The 16,857-nt window shown below is 58.5% G+C and carries 16 protein-coding genes; 7 read left to right on the forward strand and 9 right to left on the reverse strand.

Translation table 11 applies throughout. From position 1 onward, the window contains the following. Nucleotides 1-39: 39 nt before the first annotated feature. The 5 genes from HKX41_04600 (at nt 40) to HKX41_04620 (ending at nt 4,963) form a co-directional block, all read left to right on the forward strand. Nucleotides 40-765 (forward strand): YggS family pyridoxal phosphate-dependent enzyme, encoded by a 726-nt coding sequence (locus HKX41_04600; protein ID NNC23434.1) that lies wholly within the window; start codon nt 40-42, stop codon nt 763-765. A gap of 7 nt (nt 766-772) precedes the next feature. Continuing rightward, on the forward strand, nt 773-1,432 hold the full coding sequence (gene rpiA, locus HKX41_04605) for a ribose-5-phosphate isomerase RpiA (protein NNC23435.1): 660 nt from the start codon (nt 773-775) through the stop codon (nt 1,430-1,432). Continuing rightward, complete coding sequence (locus tag HKX41_04610; GenBank protein NNC23436.1) at nt 1,401-2,255, forward strand: hypothetical protein; 855 nt, start codon at nt 1,401-1,403, stop codon at nt 2,253-2,255. Before rpiA ends, HKX41_04610 begins: the two co-directional genes overlap by 32 nt. After that, nucleotides 2,255-3,193 (forward strand): bifunctional molybdenum cofactor biosynthesis protein MoaC/MoaB, encoded by a 939-nt coding sequence (locus HKX41_04615; GenBank protein ID NNC23437.1) that lies wholly within the window; start codon nt 2,255-2,257, stop codon nt 3,191-3,193. The genes HKX41_04610 and HKX41_04615 overlap by 1 nt, the downstream gene beginning before the upstream one ends. 69 nt (nt 3,194-3,262) lie before the next feature. Next, complete coding sequence (locus HKX41_04620) at nt 3,263-4,963, forward strand: AMP-binding protein (protein ID NNC23438.1); 1,701 nt, start codon at nt 3,263-3,265, stop codon at nt 4,961-4,963. A gap of 20 nt (nt 4,964-4,983) precedes the next feature. Here HKX41_04620 and minE read toward each other — a convergent pair whose 3' ends face one another. From minE to minC, 3 genes are read right to left on the reverse strand one after another with little or no spacing between them, the layout of a single operon-like run. Beyond that, on the reverse strand, nt 4,984-5,244 hold the full coding sequence (gene minE, locus HKX41_04625; protein ID NNC23439.1) for a cell division topological specificity factor MinE: 261 nt from the start codon (nt 5,242-5,244) through the stop codon (nt 4,984-4,986). Continuing rightward, on the reverse strand, nt 5,245-6,051 hold the full coding sequence (gene minD, locus HKX41_04630; GenBank protein NNC23440.1) for a septum site-determining protein MinD: 807 nt from the start codon (nt 6,049-6,051) through the stop codon (nt 5,245-5,247). A 3-nt stretch (nt 6,052-6,054) separates the two neighbouring features. Then, complete coding sequence (gene minC, locus HKX41_04635) at nt 6,055-6,810, reverse strand: septum site-determining protein MinC (GenBank protein NNC23441.1); 756 nt, start codon at nt 6,808-6,810, stop codon at nt 6,055-6,057. Nucleotides 6,811-7,066: 256 nt separating this feature from the next. On the opposite strand from minC, the gene HKX41_04640 reads away from it, so the two are divergent. Then, nucleotides 7,067-7,978 carry an OmpW family protein gene (locus tag HKX41_04640; protein ID NNC23442.1) on the forward strand — a complete coding sequence of 304 codons (912 nt, stop codon included), beginning with the start codon at nt 7,067-7,069 and terminating at the stop codon, nt 7,976-7,978. A gap of 27 nt (nt 7,979-8,005) precedes the next feature. Beyond that, complete coding sequence (locus HKX41_04645) at nt 8,006-8,497, forward strand: DUF2147 domain-containing protein (protein ID NNC23443.1); 492 nt, start codon at nt 8,006-8,008, stop codon at nt 8,495-8,497. Between the two features lie 58 nt (nt 8,498-8,555). On the opposite strand, the gene HKX41_04650 is transcribed toward HKX41_04645, so the two are convergent. From HKX41_04650 to HKX41_04675, 6 genes are all read right to left on the reverse strand, one after another. Next, nucleotides 8,556-9,065 (reverse strand): membrane integrity-associated transporter subunit PqiC, encoded by a 510-nt coding sequence (locus tag HKX41_04650; protein ID NNC23444.1) that lies wholly within the window; start codon nt 9,063-9,065, stop codon nt 8,556-8,558. A gap of 117 nt (nt 9,066-9,182) precedes the next feature. Continuing rightward, nucleotides 9,183-10,181 (reverse strand): MCE family protein, encoded by a 999-nt coding sequence (locus HKX41_04655; GenBank protein NNC23445.1) that lies wholly within the window; start codon nt 10,179-10,181, stop codon nt 9,183-9,185. Beyond that, on the reverse strand, nt 10,171-10,908 hold the full coding sequence (locus tag HKX41_04660) for an ATP-binding cassette domain-containing protein (protein NNC23446.1): 738 nt from the start codon (nt 10,906-10,908) through the stop codon (nt 10,171-10,173). Before HKX41_04660 ends, HKX41_04655 begins: the two co-directional genes overlap by 11 nt. Nucleotides 10,909-10,973: 65 nt before the next feature. Further along, nucleotides 10,974-12,071: an ABC transporter permease gene (locus tag HKX41_04665; protein NNC23447.1), complete on the reverse strand. Its 1,098-nt coding sequence runs from the start codon at nt 12,069-12,071 to the stop codon at nt 10,974-10,976. A 44-nt stretch (nt 12,072-12,115) separates the two neighbouring features. Then, nucleotides 12,116-13,633: an efflux transporter outer membrane subunit gene (locus tag HKX41_04670; protein ID NNC23448.1), complete on the reverse strand. Its 1,518-nt coding sequence runs from the start codon at nt 13,631-13,633 to the stop codon at nt 12,116-12,118. Continuing rightward, nucleotides 13,626-16,856, reverse strand: coding sequence for an efflux RND transporter permease subunit (locus HKX41_04675; protein ID NNC23449.1), 3,231 nt, complete (start codon nt 16,854-16,856; stop codon nt 13,626-13,628). The genes HKX41_04670 and HKX41_04675 overlap by 8 nt, the downstream gene beginning before the upstream one ends. Between the last annotated feature and the right edge of the window lies 1 nt (nt 16,857).

Genomic DNA, 16,857 nt, shown 5'->3' on the forward strand with positions numbered 1-16,857 from the left:
TTTGTAGAATCTACCCTACTGCTTCCCGTAATACCAGCAATGGTGCCAACTTCCTCAACACCCAACGTCAAAACAATCGCCGAGCGGCTGACTGACGTACGCATACGTATTGAAAACGCGGCAGCAAACGCCGGTCGCGACGCTAGCGAGATTGGCCTAATCGCGGTCTCAAAAAAACAACCGACTGCCGCACTCGAGGCCGCGCTAACAGCCGGGCAATGTGATTTTGGCGAAAACTATCTTCAGGAAGCGCTGCCGAAAACGGAGGCACTGACAGCCACCGCGCAGACTGTCTCCCCTATCTGGCATTTCATCGGCGACATCCAGTCCAACAAGACTGCCGATATCGCCGCACACTTCGATTGGGTGCACACCCTGGACCGCGCCAAGATCGCACATCGCTTATCGGAGCAACGCCCAAGCAATGCCCTGCCACTCGAGGTCTGCATCCAGGTCAACATCGACCAAGAGGCCTCCAAATCAGGCGTTTCGCCAGATCAGTGCGCCGAGCTGGCCACGATCGTGGCCAACCTGCCTGGTCTTCGGCTGCGCGGACTGATGACGCTGCCCGAACCACGCGACGACTTTGCGGCACAGCGAGTGCCGTTCGCCGAACTCGCCCGTTTGAGAAATGAACTAAACGGCGCTGGCCATATACTGGATGTGCTATCCATGGGCATGAGCGCCGACCTGGAAGCCGCCGTCGCCGAAGGCGCAACCCATTTGCGGATCGGCAGCGCTGTTTTCGGTTCCCGTCCGGAGTAGAACTTCAATGACCGATAAAAATCCCAAACGCGCCGCGGCCGAGGCCGCATTCGAACATATACGCCATGGCGACTATCTGGGCGTGGGCACCGGCAGCACCGTGGCGCACCTGATCGACCTGCTGGCTGAGCACCAACCATATCTGCGTGCTGTCGTTGCCACGTCGTCTGATACGTACAACCGCCTACGCGCCGCCGGGCTGGACGTTGCGGATTTAAACGAAACCGGTGGCCTCGACCGTTACATTGATGGCGCCGACGAAATCAACCCGGACTTCCAGTTGATTAAAGGCGGCGGCGGCGCGCTGACCCGGGAAAAGATCGCCGCATCGGCAGCAGACTCCTTCGTATGCATGGCCGATTCGTCCAAGCAGGTCGGTCAACTCGGCGCGTTCGGGGTGCCGATCGAAGTCATCGAGATGGGACGCAGCACAGTCGCGCGAGAAATCGTCAAACTCGGGGGGCGACCGGCTCTGCGCCCGAACTACACCACCGATAACGGGCATTTGATCTTGGACGTCGCGCGGCTGGATCTGACCGACGCATTGGCGATGGAAGACCGCCTCAACGCCCTGCCCGGCGTGATAACCAACGGTGTTTTCGCTCGACACCCCGCCGATATTGCGCTTATCGCCGATGGCGAGACAGTCACCGAAACCCGTCGCTAAGCCTTATACACGGCATCAGCCATTGGGCGATAATCGACTGGCTCGTCATGCCTCGGCGCTGAATCAACACGAACCGCACGAAGCGCTTGATACACTCGAACGATCGCAAGCGCACAGAAGTACAGTGAACACCGATCGGATCGCAATCACGGTTGAGCCCTACGGCGTACTCAACGACCTGCTCGGCGGGCTGACGCTGTCGGTCCACGTGCCGGCACCGCACGACGTGAATGCGCTTATGGCCGAATTGACACACCGTTTTCCGGCCGCCGCATCGACGCTGCTCCAAACCGCAGCGGCCGTCGACGACCAGCTTATCGGCCGCGACACGAAACTGGACGACGGGCAAACGGTTGCGCTGTTACCACCGGTCAGCGGTGGCCAGCCAGATACCTCGCGACTCACAGAATCGCCGCTCGATCCCGCCAGCCTGATGCACGAGACCGACGATCCGGCCGCCGGTGCCGTCGTCGTGTTCGGCGGCACAGTCCGCACCGAGAACCGCGACAAGTCCGTAACCGCAATCGACTATACCGCCCACCGCCCGCTGGCCGAATCGGCGATGGCCGACATCGAAGCCGAAATTGTCGACGAGCCGGATGTGATTGCTTGCCGCATACAGCATCGACTCGGGCGATTGGAACCGGGCGTAGCCAGCGTCTACGTTGTAATTCGCTCAGGCCACCGCGAAGCCGCCTTCATCGCCGGACGCAAAGCCATCGACAAGGTTAAGGAACGCGTGCCGATCTGGAAAAACGAATACTTCACCGATGGAACCCGCGAGTATGTGCCGGGTGTAGCACTCGACAGCGAACCTACGTAATGAAAGACGTCGGCCTAAAACCCGATACCCAGCGCTCGGCATATGCCCGCGGCGAACTGCGTGCACCGGCCGATTGCATCCGGCGTGTTGCCGAACGCAACACTGAAAAAGGCGACCCACAGGAATCAGCGCGACTGGCCGGCATCATGGTCGCCAAGCGGACCGACACAATCTTGCCGCTGGCTCATTCACTGCCGATCCACGCGGCCGACGTCCACTTCGAAACACTCGAGACGCGTATTGCGATCGAAGCCGAAGTCCACACGATCGGCCCCACTGGCGTCGAAATGGAAGCGCTGACGGCAGTTAGCGTCGCCGCACTAACCCTCTACGATATGCTCAAGCCTTACGCCGAGCCGGAAGAGCTGACAATCGGGGACACCCATCTGGTCGACAAACGTGGCGGCAAATCCGACCACGCACGGCAACTGAGCGCCCCGATGCCGGCTACGGTGCTGATGGTCTCGAACCCGATCTATAACGGCGACAAGGCCGACACCGCCGGCCAGCTCGTCGTCGATGATTTAACCGATGCCGGACTCGCGCCGATCGACTATCGCCTGCTGCCCGACGATGCCGGGCAAATCACCGATGCTGTGCGCGACGCGGTCGACAATGGCAGCGGACTGGTCGCCACCGTTGGCGGCACCGGCATCGGCCCGAAAGATCAAACCATTGAAGCCGTTAAACCGCTGCTGACCACACCCATGCCCGGTCTGATGGAAGCCGCACGAGCGTTCGGCCAACGCCGCAGCCCGAGTGCAGCCATTTCACGCGGTGTCGCCGGCCTGATCAACGACACCCTGGTCGTAACGCTACCGGGCAGTCGCGGCGGCGCCAACGAATCCGTCGCCGCACTGCGCGCGAGCCTCGTTCACACCCTCGAGACGCGCCGACGTTTCCGTGCCGACGCTGGCCACAATACGCAAGCGTATTGACCGCGGCGCCTGCAACGGCGGAGACTGGGTCGTGACGCGTCAACAGGACACACGACTCAAAGGGCAAGCATGACAAACGAGAAGGCTGGCGAACACATCTCGTATCGCTCATATCCGCCGGGCGTCGCCCACACCATCTCGCTCGATCCACGCCGAACGCTGGTCGACGTACTGCTGGATAGTTGCGAGGCGTTTGGTCCTCAGGTGGCCTATACACACATGAATGCGCGGCTGACCTACGATGGTCTCGAACGCCAAACCCAGGCCCTGGCGGCCTATTTCCAGCAGGAGCTGGGCCTGGTTAAGGGCGACCGGCTGGCGCTTATGATGCCCAACCTGTTGCAGTATCCAATCGCGTTGTTCGCCGCCCTGCGCGCCGGGCTCATCGTCGTCAACGTCAACCCGCTATATACGTCGCGCGAACTCGGACACCAACTGACCGATTCCGGCGCCCGGGCAATCGTTATCGCGGAAAATTTCGCGGCCACGCTCACCCGTACGCTAGCCGATAACGATCACGATAACGCCATCGAGCACGTCATCATGACCCGTATCGGCGATCAACTCCCCCTAGCCAGCCGTGTGCTGACCAACTTCGCGGTTAAACACATCAAACGCATGGTGCCGACCTATTCGCTAGACGCACCCATAACCTTCAGACACGCCATGAAGCTGGGTCAGCGGGTGTCTGCACGGTTCGACCCCCCCGAGCTGGACGGCGGCGATCTCGCTTTTCTGCAGTACACCGGCGGGACGACGGGGCTCGCCAAAGGCGCCCGGCTGTCTCATGCCAACATGGTTGCCAACTTGAGACAGGCCTCAGTATGGCTAGAACCTTGGATCAACCGCGGCCAGGAACACGTCATTACCGCATTGCCGCTTTATCATGTGTTTGCGCTGACCGCGAACTGCCTGGTCTTTCTGGAACAAGGCGGCAATAACCGGCTTGTCACCAACCCGCGCGACATTCCGGGTATGGTCAAAGTTTTCAAACAACACCAGCCAACCGTATTCACCGGCGTCAATACGCTATTCAATGCGCTGGTCAATAATCCCGAATTCACCCGGCTCGATTTTTCCAAGCTTCGTTTAACGCTCGGCGGCGGTGCTTCGGTCCAAAAGCCCGTCGCCGACGCCTGGCAGCAGGTCACGGGCACCGTGCTGACCGAAGCCTACGGTCTAACCGAAACCGCGCCCGCGGTGTGCGTCAATCGGTTCGACGCGAACGGCCACACAAGCAAGATTGGTCTGCCGATTCCGTCCACCGAGGTCTCAATCCGCGACGACGACGGCCATGAACTGGGACTGAACGAACCGGGTGAGCTATGCGTTCGTGGCCCGCAGGTCATGGATAACTACTGGGGCTACGGCGCCGATACCGCCAACGATATCTTTACCGACGACGGCTACTTCCGGACCGGCGACATCGCCACGCTCGACGATGACGGCTACCTGGCGATCGTCGACCGCAAGAAAGACATGATCAACGTTTCCGGCTTCAACGTTTTCCCCAATGAGATCGAGTCGGTGATCGCGGAACATGCCAAGGTGCTAGAAGCCGGCTGCATCGGCATCGCCGACGCCAAATCCGGCGAAGAGGTCAAAGCGTTCGTGGTCAAGCGCGACGACAGCCTGACCGCGGACGAACTAGAAACCTTCTGTCGCGACCGCCTAACCGCCTACAAAGTACCCCGACACATCGTATTCGTCGACGAGCTACCGAAGTCCAACGTCGGCAAGATTTTGCGCAAGGAGCTGCGTGCCGCCTGATGCGGCCAGCCGAAACCTGCCTAACCGGTATCGTCGCCGAGTTTAATGTTTAACTCGAGCACGTCGAGATCGCCATGCTGGTCGAGGTCCATATTCACGGCGTCGTCATCGACATCGACGTATTTGCGGATCACGGCCAGCAGGTCGCGCTGAAGGTCGGGAAAATAGGCTGGTTGCCCGCTGGTCTCGGCCCGGCGCTGGGCGACCACGACTTGCAGACGTTCCTTGGCCACCTCAGCCGAGGCCTTCTTTTCGGAGCGGAAAACATCGAGCAGTCCCATCTAGCGCCTCATTAAGCGATCGAGCAAGCTCTTGCGGGCCTCGGTGAAGCGAAGCGGTCGTTGTTCACCGAGATAGCGTGCCACAGTATCGGCGTAGGCCGTGCTGGCATTGATCTTGTCTTCCAGCACCACCGGTTTACCGGCATTGGACGCATTCAACACCGTGTCGGATTCTGGGATGACGCCGGTCAACTGAACGGCCAGGATATCCCCGATATCGTCGAGCGACAGCATTTCTCCCTTACCGACACGCTCGGGCAGATAGCGCGTGACGACAAGATATTCGACCACTGGCTCGGCGCCCTCTTCGGCCCGCTTGGTGCGACTGGCCAGCATGCCGAGCACACGGTCGGAGTCGCGCACCGACGAAACTTCCGGGTTGGTCACGATCAGCGCATCGTCAGCGTAGCGCATCGCCATCAGCGCACCACCTTCGATGCCGGCCGGCGAGTCACAGACGATGTAGTCGAACTCGGTATCGAGCTCATCCAGTGCGGCTTCCACACCGGCCTGGGTCAGCGCGTCCTTGTCGCGCGTCTGCGAGGCCGCGAGGATATACAAATTTTCCACGCGCTTGTCGCGGATCATGGCTTGCTTGAGGCTCGCCTCGCCACTGACGACATTGACAAAATCAAAGACCACACGCCGCTCGCATCCCATTACCAGATCGAGATTGCGCAGGCCCACATCAAAGTCGATGACGATGGTCTTGTAACCCCGCTGGGCCAGACCGGTGGCAAACGAGGCCGCCGTGGTCGTCTTGCCGACGCCGCCCTTGCCAGATGTCACAACGATCTTTCGCGCCACTGACTACTCCTGATTGTCTATCTGCAAATTATCGTCGATTAAGCGAACACTGACCGCACGCCCATGCACGCTCGGTTCGATCGCGTCGGCGACCTTGTAACAGCCGGCGATAGCGATCAGATCTGGTTCGAATCGACGACAGAATACCCGCGCTGACTCATCGCCGGCCGCCCCGGCCAGCGCGCGTCCACGCAACGCGCCATAAACATGTATATGGCCGTCGGCTATAATTTCAGCCCCTGCACTGACCGAACTCAGCACGACTAGATCTCCGCCACGGGCGTAGATCTGCTGGCCGGAACGAACCGGCTGGGATACCACCCGGGCGGCACCGCGTTCACGGGCCGGCCTATCGGTCGTAGACGCCGCTTCAGGATTACCCTGCGCCGATCGGGCTGACTGATCCGACGTTGTTTTCGACATCTGACCGGCGCCACCAGCGGTAGCGGTCGTTCGAGTCACGCCGAGACCAGCCGCTACGGCGGCGTGTGCCGTGTCATCGTCAGCGTCTACCACGCCGGCGACAAACAAATCCATACGGCGAAGTTCACTGGCCAGCTCGGCCAGATCCGGTCGCGCGCCTTCGATCGACAACAGCACCGGCAAACGTATAAAGAAATCCGGCGCGCGCGCCGCCTGCTGCGCGACATCAGCTCGAATTTGGTCGAGATCGTCGGAGTAAACCTCGAGCACGGTCAAGGTCAACATCCGCCCCTTAAACACAACGCTGGATGAGGCGGCGGGCGCAGCGTCGGCCATTGACGATCTCCTCAGGATAAGCCGGCATGATAACAGCAATGACGTTGCCAGCCACCATTAGTTTTGGTTTCCGCCCTGCCACACGGCGACGTGTAAAACCAAGTTTCATCTAACCGCCGAATGTAGCCGCACTGCGACTAGAACTTTAGTCGAGTTTTGCGCCATACGGCGTCGTATCCTATGGCATACGCAAGCGTATTGTAGTTAGATGGCTGGTAGTGGATCCAACACAACAGGCAACGCCGAGGAAGCCACAATGCAAAACCATCGCACGAACAACGTTCAGTTCCACACGAGCCAGATTCTGGCGCTCGGGCTGGCCTTATTGGTCTGCAGTATGAGTGCCTGGGCCGGCAGCAATAGCGACGTACCGTCAATGAGCGGCAACGACAATAGCCAATCGATGCAACAGCGCGGTTTCTTTGGCAGCGTTGGCCATTATCTTGCCAACAACACGTACGCCAGCCTCGGCTATCTGCGGTTCGACTACATCGGCGATAGTAACAATCTGCAGGTTAACGGCGAATTAGCCCAAGCGTTAGCCGGTGGGGCGTCTGTGCCGAACTCGGGGTCGACGATCAGCGACGAAGAAACAGTCGGCGCCACGCTGGGCATCTTCATCCCCAAAACCGCACACCATCTGTCACTGGAGTTCGGGCTCGCGCCGCCGATCGATTTTGCGTTCCAGATCTCGGGAGCCGGTCCAGATATAGGTAGCAAGCCGCCGGCCCAACTCGTAACTGGGGGCCCAATTGGGCGAAAAATTGGCACCTTCAAGACGCTTCCCCCCAACTTTACGCTGGTATTCCGCCCCTTCACCAAGACCCTGATCCAACCTTACGTCGGCGCCGGCGCGATGTGGCTGCACTCCTACGACCAGGATGTCACCAACCCACGTCTTTCGACCGCCGCCGATACGCTTAACGCAACAGAGGCGCGTTTTGATCTCAGTCAACCGTGGGCATGTGTAGCGCAGGCCGGATTCGACATCGAGCTGCCCAAACCACTGTTTTTCAAGTTCGACGCACGCTACGTCGGTTGTGCAACGGTCGACGCCACACTCGAGCTTGGCAAACTCAAATCCAACGGTAGTCAGCTCGGTTCGATCACAACCGAGAACGACTTCGAGGCCATGCTTTATCAGGCGTCGTTCGGCATCAATTTCTGATCGCCACGGCCGTGGCGGAGGTCGTCTATGACTATTCGACTACTAACAGCCGCGTTATTTGTAGCCGCTAGCCCGCTTGCTCTGGCAAGCGGGCTCGGACCGGACGCGATTACCGGCGTCTGGCAAACCGAGTCCAAGGGCTACGTGCAGATCTACAAGCGCGACAGCGACTACGTCGGCCGAGCTGTCGGCGACGCCGAGGGCAAACCCAGATACGACAAAAACAACCCCGACAAGTCCAAGCGTGGCCGGCCATTGCTGGGTGTCAGACTCATCCGGCATCTGAAACACGACTCGGGCAGTAACTACCACGACGGCGAGGTCTACGATCCGGATAATGGCAAGACTTACAGCCTTGCCGGCGAGTTGGTCAATCGAGACACGCTACATCTACGCGGTTATGTCGGTATCTCGCTGTTCGGTAAAACCCAGACTTGGCACCGGATCGATCCACACCGGGCGAACGTCCACGAGAAACAACTACACAAGCCGCTAGCGCCCGGCCCCGGAAATGAATAATCCTTCAGCCATCCCGATGCGACGTCGTCGCTGATTGGGGCGGCGGCTCGCGCCGGGATTAGCCGGCGGCCGACACAATACGCTGGGCCAGCGTACGCACGGCCTGGGACATCGTGCGACCAATGGCCTCGGGCGATCGCTTTTTGACCGCCAGCGGTTTATTGATAACCGCTGCGTTCTGAGCGACAGTTTCATGACTTTGGCGATTGGTCACGCGCCAATGCGCCGACAGGACGACTTTACCGGACGGTTGCGGCGCGAAGGTCGAGATATCGACGTGCACCGTGTAGGGCTTATGGCGATTTTGCTTAAGGCTGCTGTCGATAGTCGATTGCAGCAATGCGGTCACCCCCGCCGGCAGGCGCTGCGCCCATTTGGCGTCGGCCAGCTCGTCGATCACGAAATCGCTGGCGCGATAGCGGATATGGTAACTATCCAGATAGTCGGGGACTTTGACGCGGGCGACCTGCCAGTTCGCCCCCTGCCGCGCGACCTGGCTGGCCTGCGGCGGCGCCAGCAAGACTTGTTTGAGGGGCGGCGCGCCTGAACAACCGGCAATCCCGGCCATCAGTGCAACCGCCGCGAGGGAGGTCGCGGCCCGGGGAACTAGCCGCTCCCAACAACCCGTGCATGATACGCGACGACGCTCGGAGAGATTGGCTGACAACCGCTGCATAGCGTAATCCTAACGCGAATCACCGTAAATCAAAGTATTCGGCTTGCGCTCGATGGTCTCGGTAAAATCGCGGAGATTGGCCGCGCTCGCCGATAAATCTCTAAGAATGTTCTTGATATCAGCGCGCGAGCTTTTGCCCGGTGCCACGAGGCTGTTCACATTTTTAGTCAATTGATTCAACTGTTTCGTGGTCTTGTGAGCGTTGGCCAAAACCTTGTCAAGTTGCTGGCCGCGCGCGCTCAGCTGCTTGTCCGCGGTTTTAGTTACCTTGTTGGCATTGCGGCTGAGTTGCTGCACTTGCTTAATCGTAGACTGCAATTGTTCGTTGTTGTCTTGGACCGCCTGACGCATGCTTTGCAACGTTTTTTGCGTGCTCGTCGTTGTCTTTTGCAGACTCGGCCCAATTTGATTAACGGTTTCGTCCAGATCGTTACTCAAGTTGATAAGCGATTTCATCGTCGTGTTCAACCGCTTGATGGTCTTCTTCCACGGCAGATCCACGACTTTGTTTTTAACCTTGCTGATCTGCGATTGCGTAGCGGGGATTTGCGGCAAGCTGACTCGGCCCGGTGACACGGCGTAGGCAATTGACGTATCCGGCTTAAAGCTCAGGTTGACCGCCAATTCCGAAGTGACATAGCTGTAGACCACAAGCTGAGCCCGCAGGCCATTTTTCACCAGTTTCTCGATGGAAGGATTAGCCGCACGATCCTTGCCATTGAGGCCAGCCGCCTTGTCGGTTACCGAAATCTTGACAGCGATACGCGCGTGGTCGGTTTCCGGGTCAACGCGCACCTGAACCTGTTGAACCGTGCCAACTTTCACACCGCGGAAAAGCACACGACCGCCCTTGGATAGGCCGAGTACAGACTGGTTGAAAAACACCACTGCTTGCCGCTTTTGGGAAAACAGTTGCGCGCCACCGAATATCAGCACACCAAGTGCCGTGAGGATAAGCGCTCCGACCAGGAAGGCGCCGACCATCGCATACGTGCGATTACTCGCCATCCGTTGCCTCCTCCACTACAGGCGTGCGCGTAAGAAACGCTCGCACACGGTTTGGCGCTGCATTTTCGACCAGCTCGCCCGGCTTGCCGTGGGCGATAGCTGTTTTTTCGACATTGTCGAGATAGATACTGTCGTCGGCGATGGCAAAAATACTCGGCAACTCATGCGAAACGGCCACAACGGTAACACCGAGCGCATCGCGCAGCTTCAGAATCAAACCGTCGAGTTGTTGCGACGTATTCGGATCAAGCCCGGCGCTGGGTTCATCCAAAAACAGATAACTCGGATCCAGTGCCATAGCTCGTGCGAGTCCCGCTCGTTTGCGCATACCACCCGACAGTTCGTTCGGCATGCGGTTCTGACGACCGTCGAGCCCAACAAGGGCCAGTTTGAATGCGACCTGATCGTCGATCTCCGCCGGCCGAAGCTTGGTGTGAAGCTGTAGTGGCAGTGCCACGTTTTCGGCCAAGGTCATCGACGACCACAACGCCGAATTCTGAAATAGCACGCCGATGCGGTCCTGAATCGCGTTGCGCTTCTGAACATCGCCGTCGGTCAACGACTGGCCGTCGAACATGATCCGGCCTTGGCTGGCCCGCTGCAGGTCGATCATGTGCCGCAACAACGTCGATTTGCCACAGCCGGATACGCCCATGATCATAAAAACCGATGCTGGCGCGATGTGGAACGACAGGTCGCGCTGTACAAGCGTATGACCGAAATACATCGACAAATCGCGAACGACGATGCCGCGGCTATCCGCGCCGGTTGCGTCGGCCAGCGCTACCATCGTCAAATGCCCAGCGCGTTGGTGCCGAGCGCAAACACAGCGTCGACGATGATGATGCCGATGATGCACACGACCACGGTCCGGGTGGCCGCACGCCCGACTTCGGCCGCATTACGCCCGGCATTTAAACCAAGATAGCAGCTCGCCAACGCAATCAGAACGCCGAAAAATACAGATTTGGCGAAGCCGATTATAAAATGTTGAGCCGCCACGGCCGACTGCAGCCGATGGATAAAAGCCGCCGGTGGCGTGCCGATGACGAGCTCGGCGACCAACAAACCGCCGATAATACCGACCGCCGTAGCATAGAGGTATATAAGCGGCATCATCAGTGACAGGGCGGCGAGCCGCGGCATAACCAGAAAATCGAACGGCGAAACACCCGTCATGCGGAGCGCGTCGACTTCTTCGTTGGCCTGCATGGTCGCCAGATGTGCCGCGAAGGCCGCGCCAATGCGTCCAGACATGACGATCGCCGTCATGAGGGCCGCCATTTCGCGGGCCACCGCGATACCCACCAGATCGGCCAGATACATACCCGCGCCGAATGCCTTCAACTGTATGGCGCCGACAAAACCGAGCACAGTCCCAACCAGCAAATTGACGATCGTCACGACCGGCAACGATGCAGCGCCTGCTTCCTGCAGATAGTTGACAAAATCGCGCAAACTGCTCTGTGAGCGCCCGAGCACGAAACGAGGCGTTGCGGCGGCGGCATAGCCGATAAATTCGAGCACACTGACGGCGGCTAGATAGCGTTGCCACCCGAAACTTCCGATACGCTCGAACAGCCTCGGAGACGGTGCCTTGGCCGGCGTTTGGGCGACGGATGTACCAGCCAACCCTATTAACGCGCCGAGGTTCTCCCCCAGGTTTTGATGCGAAACGGATACGCCGCGCGCAGCCAGCTCTGCGCCCAGAGCCCATATAAAAGCAGCTGCACGTGGATGCTCGCGCGTCAGGGACGTGCCGTCGATGACCACCGAATCCGCGCGGCTCGCTGCCAGCTGTTGCGCCACATCCCGGCTGGCCGGAAGCTGTGACGCCTGTCCCCAGTCACTACCCAGCCACACCATAGCGGGTGTGGCAGCAGTTTCCACGCTGGCAAGTTCCACGCTGCGAGCCCACCCCTGGGGCATATCAGCTAGTCGGCCGACGCGTTGTCCGCACTCGCCTTGCCATCGGAGGCATCCCGAGCACGCTGATCGTACTCGCGCATTGTGTCTTCCATGGCCGGCGTCAACGAATCGCTAGAGTGCGTCCAACCACCGCCAATCGCCTTATACAGGTTGGCGATGGCCGTAAAGCGGTTGCGGATCGACGTCGCGAGATCGAGCTGGGTGCTATAGACGTTTCGCTGGGCATCCAACACATTAAAGAAATTGGTCTGCCCCGCTTTGTAGCGAGTCCGTGCCAGTTGCAATGTATCGCGATATTTTTGCAGCTCGCTGCGTACCGACTGCAATCGCTGTTTCGTATATTTGACCTCGGTCAACGCATCCGACACACCCTTGAAAGCTTGGCGCAACGTTTGCCGATACGCGATCACTGCCTGTTGTTTGCGTGCTTTCTTGCTGGTGTAGTTTGCGCTTCGCTGGCCGAAATCCAGAATCGGCTGCGTAATCGACCCGGTGATGCTCGAGGCTGTCGACAGCGGATCAAACAGGTCGCTGACGTCGGTCGATTTGCTCCCGATCATGGCCGTGATATTAAACGTCGGGAAGAACTTGGCCTTCGCCGCACCGACATCGGCATTAGCCGCGATCAATTTCGCTTCGGCAGCACGGATGTCCGGGCGGCGATCGACGACTAGCGATGGGATTGCCTTGGGCAACTCTGGCACTTTGATTTGCGAGAACTTGCCATCCGCGACTTCCATGTGGTTCATGATCTGTCGCGGTGTCTTACCGGTCAGAATCGCAAGCGCGGTTTTCTGCTTGCCAACCTGTTTTTTAAGCGGTGGTAACTGGGCACGCGCGCTCTGCAACAACGAGCGCGTCTGTAACAGTGTCAATTTATTGATTGCACCGTATTTGTAACGCTTTTTGTCGAGGCTCAACCCCTTTTTCCGCGTCTCGATCGTGTCCTGTGTCACACGAATCTGGCGCTGGAGCGAACGCAGCGTTAGATAGTTCGTCACGACATCGGCGATCACCGTCAGCCGGATCGAATCCTGGGTGTAGGCCGATGACAGCAACTGCGCACGTGCTGCCTGTCTGCTACGCCGCAGGCGCCCGAACAAATCAACTTCATAATCCAACGTCCCGGATACCGAGAATTGGTCAGAACGCCGATCAGCGGATGACGCTCCACTAGCACTATTTCTGCTTACCTCCTGACGTGCCGCATCGGCCTGACCTGACACGGTCGGGAACAGGTCCGCATTGGCCATGCCGAGTGCCGCTCGCTCTTGGCGCACCACCTGCACCTGCTTAGCGATCTTCAGATTGCGGTCGAGCGCTTCGTTGATCATGTGGTTCAGCTTTGCATCGCCGAATTTCTCCCACCACGAAGCCAACGCTTTGCGCTGTTTCTGCGATAAATGCGTCGACGCGAATTTCGACGACGGCATATCAACGCTCGGCCGCTTATAGTCCGGCCCCAGTGTGCAACCGGCAAGGCCTACCAACGCTGCCAAACCAAGTACGGCAAGCTTATTCATGGTTATTGCCTCCGTTATTACGCTGGTCAGGCAGTTTATAGTCGGTTTCATCGGTCACTCGATGGTCGGTATCCACATTCGCGACTGGCGGGCCACCGCCGCTGCCATCGTCATGCCGACGCCGCGATACAGCCTCACTGCTGCGCTGGAGCAGATCGTAAGCCAGCGGCACGAACAGAATTGCAAAGGCCGTGGCCGCCAACATGCCACCAATCACAGTAGCGCCAATCGCGACACGACTGTTCGACGACGGTCCAGTCGCCGTAATCAACGGCGTACTCGCCAGAATGAAGGTCAACGAGGTCATGACAATTGGCCGGAAGCGCAACTCGGCCGCCGCGTACGCGGCTTCAGCCGGTGTTTTGCCGTTCCGGCGCTCTAACACCGCGAATTCGACAATCAGGATGGCGTTCTTGGCAGCCAAGCCAATTAACACCAGCATCCCGACGGTGAAATACACGTTGTTATTGACACCGAAGACCCAGATCGCGACGAACGCTCCAAGGGCTGCGAACGGTACTGCAACAATCACAGCCAGTGGCAATGTCCATTGCTCATACTGCGCGGCCAGGATCAAAAACACCATCACCACGCCAAAGCTGAGCGCAATGAGCTGTGAATCACCGCTTTTCTCGGCCTGGTAGGCCGTGCCCGTAAACTGGAACCGATAGCCCTTATCAATCACATTGTTCGCGACCTGCTTGATCGCTTGGTTGGCCTGGCCAGAACTGTAACCGGGCGCTGCCCCACCTCGAATCTTAGCCGCCGGAAAGACGTTATAGCGCTCCACGATGTCCGGACCGGTGACACGTTCAGTCGACACCAACGAACTCACCGGGATCATCTTGTCAGTCGTTTGGGACTGCACATAAACCCCAGCCAGATCTTTGGGCTTCATGCGGTACGGTGCGTCCGCTTGCAGGTTCACCTGCCAGTTACGCCCAAGCATCGTGAACCGATTGACGAACAACCGGCCAAACGTGGCCTGCAAGGTATCGAAGACATTACTGACCGGCACACCCAGTGTCTTGGCCTTTTCACGGTCGACATCGACATGGTACCGCGGCACATTGGTCGTCAAGGTCGTTTTAACGCCAGCCAACTTCGGATTTTTATTGGCAGCAGCCGACAATTTATCCGCCTGTTTTTTCAGGGTGTTGTAATCGGCACCGCCAATCGCTTGCAGATACCCCTCAAAACCACCGGTCGTCGAAAGACCGATGATTGGCGGCGGGTTCAGCGACACGATTTGGGCCGATGGAATATGGGCACCGATCCCCATGATTTTCTTGACCTGATCGAATGAACTGGCCTCACGCTCACTCCATTCTTTCAAGGTCACAAACGCGATGCCCGCAAACGTCCGCGTCGAGCCGGCCAGAAAATCGAAGCCGGGAATGCGGACCACACTCTTCACACCCGGCATTTGTTTCCGGATTTGCGTGCTCAGTTTCGCGCTAGCTTCTTGCGTGCGTTGCAATGAGCTGGCCGGGGGCAAGCGATAAATGGCAAAAACATAGCCTTGGTCTTCTTGTGGTATCAGCCCCGGCGGCACTTGTTGCGAAGCAATCCAAGTGGCCCCCAGCACACCGGCAAACAGCATAATACCGATCAGTGCGTGGCGTAGCAGGAAGTTAACACCCCAGAGATACGCACCTGTCAGCTTGGAAAAAGCCTTATTGAATAGCCGGAAAGGCAACCAGGGTTGCTGCTGCCCCTTTTTGAGAAACAGCGCGCACAGCGCCGGGGTCAGCGTCAGCGCCACGAAACCGGAAATCGCGATCGACATGGCAATAGTGATCGCGAACTGGCGATACATCTCACCGGATAAGCCGCCCAGGAATCCGACTGGGATAAACACAGCGTTCAGTGCAAGTACCACCGCTATGACCGGACCGGTGACCTCCCTCATGGCCACAATGGCGGCTTCACGTGCCGGCCTGCCCTCTTCGCTCATGTGCCGTTCGACGTTCTCGATCACGATGATCGCGTCGTCGACAACCATCCCGATCGCCAGGATCATGCCGAAAAGTGTCAGCAGATTGATCGAGAACCCAAGCTCATAGATACCGGCAAATGTACCCAGCAGAGCCACGGGAACAGCCGCCATCGGGATCAGCGTGGCGCGCACATTCTGCAAAAAGGTAAAGATGACCGCCATCACCAGCGCGAGCGAAATCACCAAGGTGAAAACCACCTCTTCGATCGAGGCTCGCACGAATTGCGTGGTATTGAACGGGATCTTATAGGACAGCCCATTGGGCATATTGCCCTTGAGCTCCGCCATGCGATCGCGCACGCGGTCGGCCGTGGCCAGCGCGTTCGAGCCGGGCGACAGATAAATCGCCATCGGCACAGCCGGCTGGCCGTTATAAGCATGGCCGGTGCTATACGTTTGAGCCCCGAGCTCGACACGGGCAACATCTTTCAAACGCAGAATCTTGCCATTCTCTTTGGCCCGCAGAATAATATCTTTGAACTGCTTGGCCTCCGAGAAACGCCCCTGCGCCGAAGCCTTGAACGTGAATGCAGTATCGGCGTTGCCATAAGGCTTGGCGCCGAATTGACCCGCTGCAAACTGCGAATTCTGCCCCTCGATCGCAGTTTTGACGTCGGTCGTAGTGAGGTTATAACGCGCCATCTTGGCCGGATTCAGCCAGATACGCATGGAATAATCTTCGTTCGAAAACAGCTGCGCCTGACCAACGCCCTTAACACGTTTGAGGGCGTTAATAACGTTAACCAACGCGTAGTTACTGATATAAGTCGTATCGAACGTCTGCTCGGGTGAGTACAGCATCACCACCTGCAGAACATTAGTCGACCGCTTACGCACCTTAACGCCGGTTTTCTGAACAGTTGCGGGCAGTTTCGAGCGGGCCGACTGCACGCGATTGTTGACGTTAATCGTGGCCTGATCCGGATCGGTACCGACCGCAAACGTTACCGAAATCGTCACGTTCCCGGAGTCCGACGAGGTCGAACTCTGGTAAAGCATATCGTCGGTGCCGTTGATGGCCTTTTCCAGCGGCGCGGCGACCGTTTCGGCAACCTCCTCCGCGCTGGCACCGGGATAGCTCGCCGTGACGTTGACTTCAGGTGGCACAACATCGGGATACTGCGATATAGGCAGCGAACGCACCCCGAGAATGCCGGCGATCACGATAACGATCGATATGACGCACGCAAAAACCGGCCGGTCGATGAAAAAACGTGACAACATG

The sequence above is a fragment of the Salifodinibacter halophilus genome (assembly GCA_012999515.1).
Lineage (GTDB): Bacteria > Pseudomonadota > Gammaproteobacteria > Nevskiales > Salinisphaeraceae > Salifodinibacter > Salifodinibacter halophilus.

What these genes read in the sequence shown, in the direction of transcription:
- minC (NNC23441.1), bottom strand. Translation starts at nt 6,810, where the DNA reads ATGGCCGACGCTGCGCCCGCCGCCTCATCCAGCGTTGTGTTTAAGGGG.
- HKX41_04650 (NNC23444.1), bottom strand. Translation starts at nt 9,065, where the DNA reads ATGGCCGGGATTGCCGGTTGTTCAGGCGCGCCGCCCCTCAAACAAGTC.
- HKX41_04675 (NNC23449.1), bottom strand. Translation starts at nt 16,856, where the DNA reads ATGTTGTCACGTTTTTTCATCGACCGGCCGGTTTTTGCGTGCGTCATA.
- HKX41_04660 (NNC23446.1), bottom strand. Translation starts at nt 10,908, where the DNA reads ATGTATTTCGGTCATACGCTTGTACAGCGCGACCTGTCGTTCCACATC.
- HKX41_04645 (NNC23443.1), top strand. Translation starts at nt 8,006, where the DNA reads ATGACTATTCGACTACTAACAGCCGCGTTATTTGTAGCCGCTAGCCCG.
- HKX41_04600 (NNC23434.1), top strand. Translation starts at nt 40, where the DNA reads ATGGTGCCAACTTCCTCAACACCCAACGTCAAAACAATCGCCGAGCGG.
- HKX41_04655 (NNC23445.1), bottom strand. Translation starts at nt 10,181, where the DNA reads ATGGCGAGTAATCGCACGTATGCGATGGTCGGCGCCTTCCTGGTCGGA.
- HKX41_04640 (NNC23442.1), top strand. Translation starts at nt 7,067, where the DNA reads ATGCAAAACCATCGCACGAACAACGTTCAGTTCCACACGAGCCAGATT.
- rpiA (NNC23435.1), top strand. Translation starts at nt 773, where the DNA reads ATGACCGATAAAAATCCCAAACGCGCCGCGGCCGAGGCCGCATTCGAA.
- HKX41_04610 (NNC23436.1), top strand. Translation starts at nt 1,401, where the DNA reads ATGGCGAGACAGTCACCGAAACCCGTCGCTAAGCCTTATACACGGCAT.
- HKX41_04670 (NNC23448.1), bottom strand. Translation starts at nt 13,633, where the DNA reads ATGAATAAGCTTGCCGTACTTGGTTTGGCAGCGTTGGTAGGCCTTGCC.
- minE (NNC23439.1), bottom strand. Translation starts at nt 5,244, where the DNA reads ATGGGACTGCTCGATGTTTTCCGCTCCGAAAAGAAGGCCTCGGCTGAG.
- HKX41_04615 (NNC23437.1), top strand. Translation starts at nt 2,255, where the DNA reads ATGAAAGACGTCGGCCTAAAACCCGATACCCAGCGCTCGGCATATGCC.
- HKX41_04620 (NNC23438.1), top strand. Translation starts at nt 3,263, where the DNA reads ATGACAAACGAGAAGGCTGGCGAACACATCTCGTATCGCTCATATCCG.